13 protein-coding genes and 2 tRNA genes are annotated in these 12,808 nt (G+C 54.3%); 9 read left to right on the top strand and 6 right to left on the bottom strand.

Going from position 1 to position 12,808, the window contains the following annotated elements; all coding sequences use genetic code 11:
- Window positions 1-17: 17 nt before the first annotated feature.
- The 3 genes from SK51_RS10830 (at window position 18) to SK51_RS10820 (ending at window position 652) form a co-directional block, all read left to right on the top strand.
- Window positions 18-93: transfer RNA gene (locus tag SK51_RS10830), tRNA-Val, on the top strand.
- 4 nt (window positions 94-97) lie between these two features.
- A tRNA-Lys gene (locus SK51_RS10825) sits at window positions 98-173 on the top strand.
- 137 nt (window positions 174-310) lie between these two features.
- Window positions 311-652, top strand: coding sequence for a FlxA-like family protein (locus tag SK51_RS10820; protein WP_022648939.1), 342 nt, complete (start codon window positions 311-313; stop codon window positions 650-652).
- Here the strand turns inward: SK51_RS10820 and SK51_RS10815 are convergent.
- Complete coding sequence (locus SK51_RS10815; RefSeq protein WP_032676151.1) at window positions 643-1,584, bottom strand: LysR family transcriptional regulator; 942 nt, start codon at window positions 1,582-1,584, stop codon at window positions 643-645. The two genes, SK51_RS10820 and SK51_RS10815, sit on opposite strands and share 10 nt — an antisense overlap.
- An 89-nt stretch (window positions 1,585-1,673) precedes the next feature.
- On the opposite strand from SK51_RS10815, the gene SK51_RS10810 reads away from it, so the two are divergent.
- On the top strand, window positions 1,674-2,669 hold the full coding sequence (locus tag SK51_RS10810; RefSeq protein ID WP_048206671.1) for a bile acid:sodium symporter family protein: 996 nt from the start codon (window positions 1,674-1,676) through the stop codon (window positions 2,667-2,669).
- Here SK51_RS10810 and SK51_RS10805 read toward each other — a convergent pair.
- From SK51_RS10805 to zipA, 3 genes are all read right to left on the bottom strand, one after another.
- Complete coding sequence (locus tag SK51_RS10805) at window positions 2,666-2,881, bottom strand: DUF3820 family protein (protein WP_003861328.1); 216 nt, start codon at window positions 2,879-2,881, stop codon at window positions 2,666-2,668. The genes SK51_RS10810 and SK51_RS10805 overlap by 4 nt on opposite strands.
- Before the next feature lies 1 nt (window position 2,882).
- The gene (gene ligA, locus SK51_RS10800; protein ID WP_032623825.1) at window positions 2,883-4,898 is read right to left on the bottom strand and encodes an NAD-dependent DNA ligase LigA; all 2,016 of its coding nucleotides are present in this window, start codon (window positions 4,896-4,898) and stop codon (window positions 2,883-2,885) included.
- 68 nt (window positions 4,899-4,966) lie between these two features.
- Window positions 4,967-5,962 (bottom strand): cell division protein ZipA, encoded by a 996-nt coding sequence (zipA, locus tag SK51_RS10795; RefSeq protein WP_022648943.1) that lies wholly within the window; start codon window positions 5,960-5,962, stop codon window positions 4,967-4,969.
- A gap of 229 nt (window positions 5,963-6,191) precedes the next feature.
- Between zipA and cysZ the strand changes: the two genes are divergently transcribed.
- From cysZ to crr, 5 genes are all read left to right on the top strand, one after another.
- Window positions 6,192-6,953 (top strand): sulfate transporter CysZ, encoded by a 762-nt coding sequence (gene cysZ / locus SK51_RS10790; RefSeq protein WP_022648944.1) that lies wholly within the window; start codon window positions 6,192-6,194, stop codon window positions 6,951-6,953.
- 163 nt (window positions 6,954-7,116) lie between these two features.
- Window positions 7,117-8,088 (top strand): cysteine synthase A, encoded by a 972-nt coding sequence (cysK, locus tag SK51_RS10785; protein WP_006811453.1) that lies wholly within the window; start codon window positions 7,117-7,119, stop codon window positions 8,086-8,088.
- Between the two features lie 317 nt (window positions 8,089-8,405).
- Window positions 8,406-8,663 carry a phosphocarrier protein Hpr gene (gene ptsH / locus SK51_RS10780; protein ID WP_000487600.1) on the top strand — a complete coding sequence of 86 codons (258 nt, stop codon included), beginning with the start codon at window positions 8,406-8,408 and terminating at the stop codon, window positions 8,661-8,663.
- A gap of 45 nt (window positions 8,664-8,708) precedes the next feature.
- On the top strand, window positions 8,709-10,436 hold the full coding sequence (gene ptsI / locus SK51_RS10775) for a phosphoenolpyruvate-protein phosphotransferase PtsI (RefSeq protein ID WP_022648945.1): 1,728 nt from the start codon (window positions 8,709-8,711) through the stop codon (window positions 10,434-10,436).
- A gap of 43 nt (window positions 10,437-10,479) precedes the next feature.
- A complete protein-coding gene (crr, locus tag SK51_RS10770) occupies window positions 10,480-10,983 on the top strand; it encodes a PTS glucose transporter subunit IIA (RefSeq protein ID WP_022648946.1) in 504 nt (167 codons plus the stop codon).
- A gap of 44 nt (window positions 10,984-11,027) precedes the next feature.
- Here crr and pdxK read toward each other — a convergent pair whose 3' ends face one another.
- The gene (gene pdxK / locus SK51_RS10765; RefSeq protein WP_022648947.1) at window positions 11,028-11,864 is read right to left on the bottom strand and encodes a pyridoxine/pyridoxal/pyridoxamine kinase; all 837 of its coding nucleotides are present in this window, start codon (window positions 11,862-11,864) and stop codon (window positions 11,028-11,030) included.
- Between the two features lie 5 nt (window positions 11,865-11,869).
- A complete protein-coding gene (cysM, locus tag SK51_RS10760; protein WP_022648948.1) occupies window positions 11,870-12,781 on the bottom strand; it encodes a cysteine synthase CysM in 912 nt (303 codons plus the stop codon).
- Between the last annotated feature and the right edge of the window lie 27 nt (window positions 12,782-12,808).

Genomic DNA, 12,808 nt, shown 5'->3' with positions numbered 1-12,808 from the left:
CGTAGCAGTTCCGAAATGGGCGATTAGCTCAGTTGGTAGAGCATCTCCTTTACACGGAGGGGGTCGGCGGTTCGAGCCCGTCATCGCCCACCATTTCGGGTCGTTAGCTCAGTTGGTAGAGCAGTTGACTTTTAATCAATTGGTCGCAGGTTCGAATCCTGCACGACCCACCAATGTAAAAAAGCGCCCTAAAGGCGCTTTTTTGCTATCTGCGATATAGCACATCCCCATTACAGCCAAACCGCTTGTTTTACTCAAGCTCACCCCTTCTTTGCCGATACCTCTATTTTATGGCGAAAAGGATCTCAATATGACAACTCTTAAGCCCGTTTCTCTGTCGGCGATGGAAATCGGCAGCGTAGATAACAGCTCCGGCGGAAACGACATTGCTTCCCAGATCACCCGTCTGACCAAACAGATAACGAAAGTCACTCAGCAACTCAAAGAAGTCGCCATGGGTGATGCCACAGCGGAAGAAAAGCAAAAGCAGCAAGAATTGCTCGAATCTCAGCTGGCTATGTTGCAGGCACAGCTGGCGCAATTGCAGCGTCAGCAGGCAGAAGAGGCGATGCCAAAACAGGAAAGCGGTCAGGCCGTGGCGGAAGGCGTCAATAAACCCTCCGCAGAACATCAGATTGATATCTATATCTGATCATTGGTTTCGTTAAAAAGTGGATCGCGCGTGCGGGCCTCCATCAGACGCCTGGCCTGCATACGCACCACATCCCAGCAGGCATGAGCCGCTCCGGAAAGAGACCTGTTTTTACGGCGTACCAGCATCAGCTGGCGTTCAATACAGGGCAGGAAACGCTTCACCGTTAAACGACTTCCCTGCGGCAGTGGCAGCGCCAGCGCAGGCAGAACGCTGATCCCAATCCCCGCTTCGACCATGGGGAAGAGCGTGGCAGGATGCCCAATCTCCTGCACAATGGTTGCCTTTACGCCCTGTGCGGCCAGTGCGGCATCTATAAGCGGGCGGCTACCTGATGCATAATCCTGTAACACCAGGTTTGCCCCCTGTAAGGCTTGCCAGGCCACCTGCGACAGCGATGCCAGAGGATCATCATCGCGGCAGAGCAATAAAAAGGGTTCCGAGAGTACCACTTCACATTCCAGGTCGCTTACCGCTCCGGGATCAATAACAATCCCGAAATCCACATCCCCCTGACGAATACTCTCCAGTACCCACTGCTGCGGCCTGTCGTGCAAAACAAAATCGATATCCGGATAGCGGTGATTACTTTCAGCGATGCACTGGGGAATAAGATGCGCCGAAATCGTCTGGCTCGCCGCCACTCTCACGGTACCGGAAAGCTGTTGTCCAAGCCGTCCGACGTCTCTCAGCGTACTGTTCAGTTCATCCAGCAGCCTTTCCAGACGCGTTGCCAGCTGATGTCCCGCTTCGGTGAGCACCACTTCGCGCGTAGTGCGGTCGAGCAGTTTCACGCCGGTTTGAGTTTCCAGCTCTTTCACGCTATGGCTCACCGCCGACTGGCTGAGGCCAATCATCTCCCCTGCCCGACTGAAGCTGTGGGCCTGCGCGACGGTGACGAAAACACGAAGCTGACGTAGTGAATAATTCATCTGTTTAATTCATGAATGGATGCAATAAATCAATTTTATTTCTCAAAGGGAAGAAAGCACAATAGCGGCATCTGTTTTCAGGAGTGATTATGAAACTTTTTCGTATCCTTGATCCGTTTACGCTGACCCTGATTGGTGTCGTCTTGCTGGCCTCGTTCTTCCCGGCGCGGGGCGGTTTCGTTCCGGTCATTGAAGGGCTGACCACGGCAGCCATTGCCCTGTTGTTCTTTATGCATGGCGCCAAACTCTCCCGGGAAGCCATTATTGCAGGCGGTAGCCACTGGCGACTGCACCTCTGGGTAATGTGCAGCACCTTTATCCTCTTCCCTGTTCTGGGCGTGCTGTTTGCCTGGTGGGCGCCGGTGAATTTCGATCCGGCACTCTATACCGGTTTCCTTTATCTGTGCATTTTGCCGGCCACCGTGCAGTCTGCTATTGCCTTTACCTCGCTGGCGGGCGGCAACGTCGCGGCGGCGGTCTGTTCTGCTTCGGCTTCCAGCCTGCTCGGGATCTTTGTTTCACCGCTGCTGGTCGGTCTGCTGATGAACATGCATGGTGCAGAAGGTAATCTGGAGCAGGTGGGTAAAATTTGTCTGCAACTGCTACTGCCGTTTGTGCTCGGACACTTATCCCGCCCCTGGATTGGGGCGTTTGTGGCGAAACACAAAAAATGGATCGGGAAAACGGACCAAAGCTCCATTCTGCTGGTGGTTTACACGGCCTTCAGCGAAGCCGTGGTGAACGGCATCTGGCACAGGGTGGGCGCAGGATCGCTGCTGTTTATTGTGGTGGTAAGCATTGTTCTGCTGACCATTGTGATCGCGGTTAACGTCTTTGTGGCCCGCAAATGCGGCTTCAATAAGGCCGATGAAATCACCATTGTATTTTGCGGATCGAAAAAGAGCCTGGCCAACGGGATCCCGATGGCCAATATTCTGTTCCCGACGTCGGTCATTGGGATGATGGTACTACCGCTGATGATTTTCCATCAAATCCAGCTGATGGTGTGTGCGGTACTGGCGCGGCGTTACAAGGCACAGACTGAAAAGCTGGCGCAGGAAGAGACCCGCGCCGCGAAAGTTTAAGGACGTTTCAGGGGCTGCACCAGCTGGGTCAGCCCCTCTGTTTTGATCAGTAATGTGATAGCCATCAGCTCGCCAAGACGCCCGGCAGGAAACTCATCCTTACGGGCAAACCACAGCAGATATTCTTCCGGTAAATCAATCAGCCTGCGGCCCTTATATTTACCGAACGGCATCTCCGTATTGGCGATCTCAACGAGCTGCTCTTTTTCCACATCACTCTCCTAAAAGGCGCATCATTTCCGCTTCATCGATCACCTCGATGCCGAGCTCCTGCGCTTTTGCCAGCTTCGAACCGGCCGCTTCCCCGGCGATCACCAGGTCGGTTTTCTTTGACACGCTTCCCGCCACTTTTGCCCCAAGCGCCACCAGGCGCGCTTTCGCGTCATCACGCGAGAGCTGGCTCAGACTGCCGGTCAGCACCACCGTTTTACCGGCAAACGGGCTGTCGATCTCTTCTGCATTAACCACTACCGGTGCGGGCCAGTGAATGCCCTGTTCCAGTAATTTACCGATCACTTCACGGTTGCTCTCTTCGGCGAAGAAGTTGAAGACGTGGGTAGCGACCACTATGCCAACGTCAGGGACTTTCTGTAGTTCGTCGATGGTGGCTTTCTCAAGAGCCTCCAGCGTGCCGAAATACGCCGCCAGCCCTGCCGCCGTCGCCTCTCCGACTTCACGAATGCCGAGCGCGTAAAGGAAACGGGCAAAGGTAGTATTTTTGGCCGCCTCAAGCGCATTGACCACGTTCTGGGCAGATTTCGGCCCCATACGATCAAGACCGGTCAGCTTACCTGCCGTCAGGGTAAAGAGGTCCGCTGGCGTATGGACATACTCTTTCTCAACTAACTGGTCGATGATCTTGTCACCCATTCCGTCGACGTCCATCGCCCGGCGGGAGACAAAGTGCTTCAGGGACTCTTTACGCTGCGCGCCGCAGATTAACCCGCCCGTACAGCGCGTTACCGCTTCACCTTCCACGCGCTCAACGTCCGAACCACATACCGGACAATGGGCAGGAAACTCGATGGCACGGGTATCGGCAGGACGTTCTGATTCCACTACGTTAACCACCTGCGGGATCACATCGCCCGCGCGGCGAATCACCACTTTGTCACCAATTCGCAGCCCCAGACGGGCAATTTCATCGGCGTTATGCAGCGTAGCGTTACTGACCAGCACGCCAGCCACCTGCACAGGCTCCAGACGCGCCACAGGCGTAATCGCACCCGTACGTCCTACCTGAAATTCCACGTCGCGAACGAAGGTCATCTGCTCCTGCGCCGGGAACTTAAAGGCCACTGCCCAGCGTGGCGCCCGGGCAACAAAACCCAACTGTTCCTGCAATGCCAGGGAGTTAACCTTGATCACTACGCCATCAATATCAAACCCGAGCGTGGGACGATCTTCTTCCACCTTGTGATAGAACGCCAGCACCGCCTCTGGAGAGTCGCAAAGCTGCACGCGGTTGCTTACCGGCAAACCCCACTCTTTGAACTGCATTAAACGACCCAGGTGGGTATCCGGCAGGTCACCGCCTTCCAGGATCCCGACGCCGTAGCAGAAGAAAGTAAGCGGTCGCTTCGCGGTGATACGCGGATCGAGCTGGCGCAGCGAACCTGCCGCCGCGTTACGCGGGTTTGCAAACACTTTACCCCCGGTACGACGCGCTTCTTCATTGATCTTCTCAAACCCCGCCTGCGGAAGGAAAACTTCCCCGCGCACTTCCAGCCGCGCAGGAATATTATCGCCACGCAGCTTCAGCGGGATCGCACGAATGGTGCGCACATTGGTGGTGATGTCTTCCCCGGTGGTGCCGTCGCCGCGCGTTGCGGCACGTACCATCACGCCGTTCTCATAAAGAATGCTGACGGCCAGACCATCCAGTTTTAGCTCGCAGCACCAGCTAAGATTGTCGACGCTCTTCAGGCGATCCTGCACGCGCTTGTTGAAAGCCAGAAAACTCTCTTCATCAAACACGTTATCCAACGACAGCATCGGCACTTCGTGGCGCACCTGGCTGAAAGCACCCAGCGGTTCCGCGCCGACGCGCTGCGTTGGGGAATCGGGCGTAATCAGCTCCGGGTGCTGCGCTTCCAGCTCGCGCAGTTCACGCATCAGGCGGTCATATTCCGCATCCGGCACTTCCGGTGCGTCCATAACATGATAGAGATATTCATGATGGCGAAGCGTGGTTCGCAGTTCAGTAAGTTGTTGTTCGATTGAGTCCATATCGCACCATCAATGAGAAAAACCCCCGACAGGCGGGGGTTGAGGAGGAGTTGAAGTAAACGCGACGATTACGCGTTAGCTTCCTTAACTTCGCGGATGCGGTCCTGATATTCGCGCAGTTTCTGCGGCGTCATCATACGACGCTGATCGTCGAGCACCACACCGCCCACTTCGTCGGCGATGTGCTGAGCGGACTGTAGCATCAGCTTAAAGTTTTGCAGCTCGTCACCGTAGGACGGCACCTGCATAAAGATCGTAACCCCAGGCGTGACGAAATCACCGGTCATTTCCGGGTCAAACGTGCCTGGATTGACCATATTGGCCAGGCTGAACAGCGCCGGACCGCTGCCGTCAGGACTCAGGTGGCGATGGAAAATATTCATGTCGCCGAACTTGAAGCCTGCCTGTTGGATGCTGTTAAGCAGCACGTCACCGTTCAGATGGGTGCCATGATGAGCAGCCACATTCATGATGATTACCGCTTCTTTACGCTGCGGCTTTTCAACAACCGGTTCTGGCTCAACAACAGGCTCTGGCTCAACGCGCGGAGCGGGCTGTGGCGCAGGCGGTGCAGATTCAGGCTGCGGTTGTTCTACCGGCTGCGGCTGTTGCACTGGCTGTGGCTGATGCACTGGCTGTGCAGGCTGTTGCACAGGTTGCTGCTGTACAGGCTGTGGCGCAACGGGCTGCTGTTGCACAGGCTGCTGCGACGGATGACGAACAGGTTCTTCCACTGGCGGCGGCGCTGGCTGGCGCGGCTGGGCAGAGGCATACGGTGGTTGATACTGGTGCTGCGGAGCGCGGGGAGCTTCATGCTCTCCATGCGCTGCGCCGGGCGCAGTATTGACCCGATGAACACGAACTTCACCCACGCCGTCGTCGTCAAGACCGTCGATGTCGTCTTCAACGTCATCGTCTTCGCGACTGGACTTCATGCGCTTCAGTGGACGATCGCGAAACATAGAGGAACGCTCTTTACGGCTGGTCCAGAAACCATGTACCAGTAAAGCGATTATGGCGATCGCGCCAACAATGATTAATATCAGACGCAAATCCTGCATCATTATATTCTCTGTTGTTCTAACACCTTGCCACCACGGCAAACATTTACTCACTAAGAGTATTTGCCGTTTACGTCAAGTGCAAGTGTATGCAGAGCATTCACAGCATAAAGATGAACTAAATCGTGCTTTTTGCTGGTTTTTCGAACATTTCCGAACTGGTCATTGGCCCGTAACTGGATAATATAGGCGGGCAATTCCACTGGTTGTGTAAAAAGGAGTACAGCCTGGTATGGTTTCAACATCTTCTTCTGCCCCACGTAGCGGGGTCTGGTACTTTTCTCAGGGCTGGAAACTGGTCTCCCTGCCGGGCATTCGACGCTTCGTTGTTTTGCCGTTACTGATCAACATTATTCTGATGGGGGGCGCGTTCTGGTGGCTGTTCACCAGACTGGAAAGCTGGATCCCTTCCCTGATGAGCTATGTGCCGGACTGGTTACAGTGGTTGGACTACCTGCTCTGGCCGATTGCGGTTATCTCCGTGCTGCTGGTTTTCGGCTATTTCTTTTCGACGATAGCTAACTGGATAGCCGCGCCGTTCAACGGTCTGCTGGCCGAACAGCTGGAAGCGCGCCTGACCGGTGCGGCGCCGCCTGACACGGGCGTACTGGGGATCGTGAAAGATGTCCCCCGCATCATGAAGCGCGAATGGCAGAAGTTTGCGTGGTACCTGCCGCGGGCGATTGTGCTGCTCATCCTTTATTTTGTACCCGGGATCGGCCAGACGGTCGCACCCGTGCTGTGGTTCCTGTTCAGCGCCTGGATGCTTGCTATCCAGTACTGTGATTATCCGTTCGATAACCACAAAGTGCCGTTTAAAGAGATGCGCACTGCCCTGCGCACTCAGAAGGTTGCCAATATGCAGTTTGGTGCCCTTACCAGCCTGTTCACCATGATCCCTTTCCTGAATCTGTTCATCATGCCCGTTGCCGTTTGCGGCGCGACGGCGATGTGGGTGGACTGCTACCGTGCTAAGCACGCGTTATGGAAGTAATGCAAAAATGTGTAAAAGAGGGGTGGCTTATGCCGCCCCTTATTCCATACTGATCCCCATTATTTCCTTGCAGCATATAGATATGCGATTTCCTTACTTCCCCATACTTGTTCAACAGGTATGCTGGGTCGGTATCCCAATTTCATACAGTTAAGGACAGGCCATGAGTAAGATTTATGAAGACAACTCGCTGACTATCGGTCATACGCCCCTGGTTCGACTGAACCGTATCGGTAATGGACGCATTCTGGCGAAGGTCGAATCTCGTAACCCAAGCTTCAGCGTTAAATGCCGTATCGGTGCGAATATGATTTGGGATGCTGAAAAGCGTGGCGTGCTGAAACCTGGCGTTGAGCTGGTTGAACCCACCAGCGGCAATACCGGTATCGCCCTGGCCTATGTTGCGGCGGCGCGCGGCTATAAGCTGACGCTGACTATGCCTGAAACCATGAGTATTGAGCGCCGTAAGCTGCTGAAAGCGTTGGGTGCGAATCTGGTCCTCACGGAAGGCGCGAAAGGCATGAAGGGCGCGATTCAGAAGGCCGAAGAAATCGTCGCCAGCGATCCTGCAAAGTATCTGCTGCTCCAGCAGTTCAGCAACCCGGCTAACCCGGAAATTCATGAGAAAACCACCGGCCCGGAAATCTGGGAAGATACCGACGGTCAGGTTGATGTGTTCATCTCCGGCGTAGGCACCGGCGGTACGCTGACCGGGGTGTCTCGCTATATTAAAGGCACGAAAGGTAAAAAAGATCTGATTACCGTTGCCGTTGAGCCAACCGACTCGCCGGTTATCGCTCAGGCGCTGGCAGGCGAAGAGATCAAACCAGGTCCGCACAAAATCCAGGGTATCGGCGCTGGCTTTATTCCAGGCAACCTCGATCTGAAGCTGATCGATAAAGTGGTCGCCATCACCAATGAAGAAGCCATCTCCACGGCGCGTCGCCTGATGGACGAGGAGGGCATTCTGGCGGGTATCTCTTCCGGTGCGGCGGTTGCTGCAGCTCTCAAACTGCTGGAAGACGAAACCTTTACCAACAAGAATATTGTGGTTATCCTACCGTCTTCGGGTGAGCGTTACTTAAGCACAGCACTGTTTGCCGATCTGTTCACAGAGAAAGAACTGCAACAGTGATGCCAGCATGTTAAAAACGCGTAAAAAAGCACCTTTTCAGGTGCTTTTTTGTGGCCTGCTTCAAAGTTTTACCCCTCCTGGCATTGCTTCACCCCGTTGGGTCTGGTATTTAAACCAGCAATTATTTTGATGCGCGAAATTAATCGGTGAACGAAATAGCGCTGCTGAATCGATTTTATGATTTGGTTCAAGTCTTGCTTTCACTGCATAATGTTTAATGACGATTGAAACGTCAGCGCTAACTATACAGGCTAAAGTTAAGTCGCCAGGCTAGACTTTAGTTCCACAACACTAAACCTATAAGTTGGGGAAATACAATGTTCCAGCAAGAAGTTACCATTACCGCTCCGAACGGTCTGCACACCCGCCCTGCTGCTCAGTTTGTTAAAGAAGCGAAAGGCTTCACTTCTGAAATCACTGTGACTTCCAACGGCAAAAGCGCTAGCGCAAAAAGCCTGTTCAAGCTGCAAACTCTGGGTCTGACTCAGGGTACCGTTGTTACCATCTCCGCTGAAGGTGAAGACGAGCAGAAAGCAGTTGAGCATCTGGTTAAGCTGATGGCTGAACTCGAGTAAGTTTACCGGGTTCTTTTCAATATCAGTCACAAGTAAGGTAGGGTTATGATTTCAGGCATTTTAGCATCCCCGGGTATCGCTTTCGGCAAAGCATTGCTGCTGAAAGAAGACGAAATCGTCATTGACCGGAAAAAAATTTCTGCCGACAAGGTTGATCAGGAAGTTGAACGTTTTCTGAGCGGTCGTGCCAAGGCATCTGCGCAACTGGAAGCGATTAAAACTAAAGCTGGCGAAACTTTCGGTGAAGAAAAAGAAGCCATCTTCGAAGGGCACATTATGCTGCTCGAAGATGAGGAGCTGGAGCAGGAAATCATAGCCCTGATTAAAGATAAAGGCATGACGGCCGACGCGGCTGCGCATGAAGTTATCGAAGGTCAGGCAACTGCCCTGGAAGAGCTGGACGATGAATACCTGAAAGAGCGTGCGGCTGACGTACGTGACATCGGTAAGCGCCTGCTGCGCAACATCCTGGGTCTGGCCATCATCGATCTGAGCGCGATTCAGGACGAAGTCATCCTGGTTGCCGCTGACCTGACCCCGTCTGAAACCGCACAGCTGAACCTGAACAAGGTGCTGGGTTTCATTACTGATGCAGGTGGACGTACCTCCCACACCTCTATCATGGCGCGTTCTCTGGAGCTGCCAGCCATCGTGGGTACCGGTAGCGTCACCTCGCAGGTGAAAAACGACGACTATCTGATTCTGGATGCCGTAAACAACGTGGTTTACGTCAACCCAACTAACGATGTGATCGAGCAGCTGCGTTCCGTTCAGGAGCAGGTTGCTACCGAGAAAGCGGAACTCGCTAAACTGAAAGATCTGCCAGCCATCACGCTGGACGGCCATCAGGTTGAAGTGTGCGCTAACATTGGTACCGTACGTGACGTTGACGGCGCTGAGCGCAACGGTGCGGAAGGTGTAGGTCTGTATCGTACTGAATTCCTGTTCATGGACCGCGACGCCCTGCCAACGGAAGAAGAGCAGTTTGCAGCGTACAAAGCGGTTGCGGAAGCGTGCGGCTCGCAGGCCGTTATCGTCCGCACCATGGATATCGGTGGCGACAAAGAGCTGCCGTACATGAACTTCCCGAAAGAAGAGAACCCGTTCCTGGGCTGGCGTGCCGTACGTATCGCCATGGATCGCAAAGAGATCCTGCGTGACCAGGTTCGCGCTATCCTGCGTGCATCCGCTTTCGGTAAGCTGCGCATCATGTTCCCGATGATCATCTCTGTTGAAGAAGTGCGTGCACTGAAGAAAGAGATTGAAATCTACAAGCAGGAACTGCGTGACGAAGGTAAAGCATTTGACGAGTCAATCGAGATCGGCGTGATGGTGGAAACACCGGCAGCCGCGACCATTGCACGTCATTTAGCCAAAGAAGTTGATTTCTTTAGTATCGGTACCAATGATTTAACGCAGTACACCCTGGCAGTTGACCGTGGTAATGATATGATTTCACATCTCTACCAGCCAATGTCGCCGTCTGTACTGAATTTGATCAAGCAAGTTATTGATGCTTCTCATGCAGAAGGTAAATGGACTGGCATGTGTGGTGAGCTTGCAGGCGACGAACGTGCTACACTTCTGTTGCTGGGTATGGGTCTGGACGAATTCTCTATGAGCGCCATTTCCATCCCGCGCATCAAGAAGATTATCCGTAACACGAACTTCGAAGATGCGAAGGTATTAGCAGAGCAGGCTCTTGCTCAACCGACAACGGACGAGTTAATGACGCTGGTTAACAAGTTCATTGAAGAAAAAACAATCTGCTAATCCACGAGATGCGGCCCAAATTACTGCTTAGGAGATAAGTCTAATGGGTTTATTTAGTAAACTGTTCGGTGACAAAAGCAATAGCGACTCCGGAACTATTGAGATTGTTGCTCCGCTCTCCGGCGAGATCGTCAATATCGAAGACGTGCCGGATGTAGTGTTTGCTGAGAAAATCGTTGGTGATGGCATTGCTATCAAACCAACTGGCAACAAAATGGTTGCTCCAGTTGACGGTACCATTGGTAAGATTTTTGAAACCAACCATGCGTTCTCTATCGAATCAGATAGCGGTATCGAACTGTTCGTTCACTTCGGTATCGACACCGTTGAACTGAAAGGCGAAGGCTTCAAACGTATCGCGGAAGAAGGCCAGCGTGTTAAAGTTGGCGACCCTGTAATTGAATTCGATCTGCCACTGCTGGAAGAAAAAGCGAAGTCTACCCTGACTCCGGTTGTTATCTCCAACATGGACGAAATCAAAGAGCTGATCAAACTGTCTGGCAGCGTTACCGTGGGTGAAACCCCGGTTATCCGCATCAAGAAGTAATTCTTGCCGCACGGTAAAATGGCGCCTTCGGGCGCCATTTTTGTTTATGCAGGCAGAATAAGCTCGTCGTAGCCTTTCGACTGCGTATAGATCATCACGTCAGTCACCCTGTCGCCCGCCATGCGAATGGCGTCGGCCACGGTTTTACCGCCGACGATACCGCTCACCAGCTCCGAACAGAACAGATCTCCCGTCCCTTTCAGGTCCGTCTCAACGCGCGGGTGTGCGCTTACGGTAACGCCCTCCTCGCTCACCAGCACGACGTGGATATTTTGCGGATCGTCAGCCACTGGCGCGCTGGTGATCGCCACCCATTTAAGCGTGTCAGACAGCAGCCCCTGCGCGGCGGCAATGGCGCTCTCCGGAGTACGGCACGGTTTGCCGCTCAGCACTTCCAGCTCAAACACGTTGGGCGTAATGCCCTGGGCCAGCGGGAGCAGGTGCTCACGGTAGGCTTCAGGAATATCCGGCTTCACGTACATCCCGCTGTCGATGTCTCCGATTACCGGGTCGACCAGCACCAGCAGATCGGGATGTTGCACTTTGATCGCCTTCAGCCACTGCGCCAACAGCACGATCTGGCTGGCGCTGCCCATATAGCCGGTAGTGACTGCTTTAAGCTCGCGCAGGATCTCGCGCTCTTCCAGCGCCTTCAGGTAGCCGCTGAACCACTCGTCCGGGATCACCCCGCCGTAGAAGGTGTCGTAGTGCGGCGTATTGCTGAACAGCACCGTCGGCACGGCGGTAACGTTCAGTCGATGGGTGCGAATATTTGGCACCGCGATGCTGTTTCCCACACTGCCGTACACCACCTGCGACTGAACGGCGACAATATCGGTTTGCTGCGCCCGGGTGTTATCCCGGAATAAAATCATCTCCATGACGCTTAAATCCCCGCCCCCTGCGAATAACTCTCTTCACCAAAGACGCCGGTCGACAGGTAGCGATCGCCGCGATCGCAAATAATCGCTACCACTACTGCACCCGGGTTTGCCTTAGCCACCCGAATCGCCCCCGCTACCGCGCCACCCGAACTGACGCCGCAGAAGATGCCTTCACGCACGGCCAGCTCACGCATGGTATTTTCCGCCTCGCGCTGATGAATATCCAGCACCTGGTCCACAAGCTGCGCATTAAAGATGCCCGGCATATACTCCGCGGGCCAGCGGCGAATGCCCGGAATACTGCTTCCCTCTTCCGGCTGGAGGCCGACAATCGTCACCGGCTGCTCCTGCTCGCGCAGAAAACGTGACACACCGGTGATCGTGCCCGTGGTCCCCATGCTGGAGACAAAGTGGGTGATGCGCCCGCCGGTTTGCTGCCAGATTTCCGGGCCGGTGGTGGTGTAGTGCGCGTACGGGTTGTCCGGGTTATTAAACTGGTCGAGCAGCTTGCCTTCCCCGCGCTCCGCCATCGCTAACGCTAAATCTCGCGCCCCTTCCATCCCCTGCTCTTTGCTCACCAGAATCAGCTCGGCCCCGTAGGCACGCATGGCGGCACGGCGCTCCTGGCTCATGTTATCCGGCATCAGCAGCTTCATACGATAGCCTTTCAGGGCGGCTATCATCGCCAGTGCGATACCGGTGTTACCGCTGGTGGCTTCGATCAGCACATCGCCGGGCTTTATCTCGCCGCGCTTTTCGGCCTGAACAATCATCGACAGCGCCGCCCGGTCTTTCACCGACCCCGCCGGGTTATTGCCTTCAAGTTTGACCCAGATTTCGCTGCCGTTGTCACACCCCATGCGCTGAAGTTTGACCAGAGGGGTGTTGCCGATGGTGTGTTCGAGTGTATTCACGATTTTTACTCAATAAAAAGCCCGGTA

Source organism: Enterobacter sp. MGH85 (genome assembly GCF_001037655.1).
Lineage (GTDB): Bacteria > Pseudomonadota > Gammaproteobacteria > Enterobacterales > Enterobacteriaceae > Enterobacter > Enterobacter intestinihominis.
The sequence above is the reverse complement of the archived record's forward strand: the minus strand, read 5'-3'. Positions and strand labels throughout refer to the sequence as shown.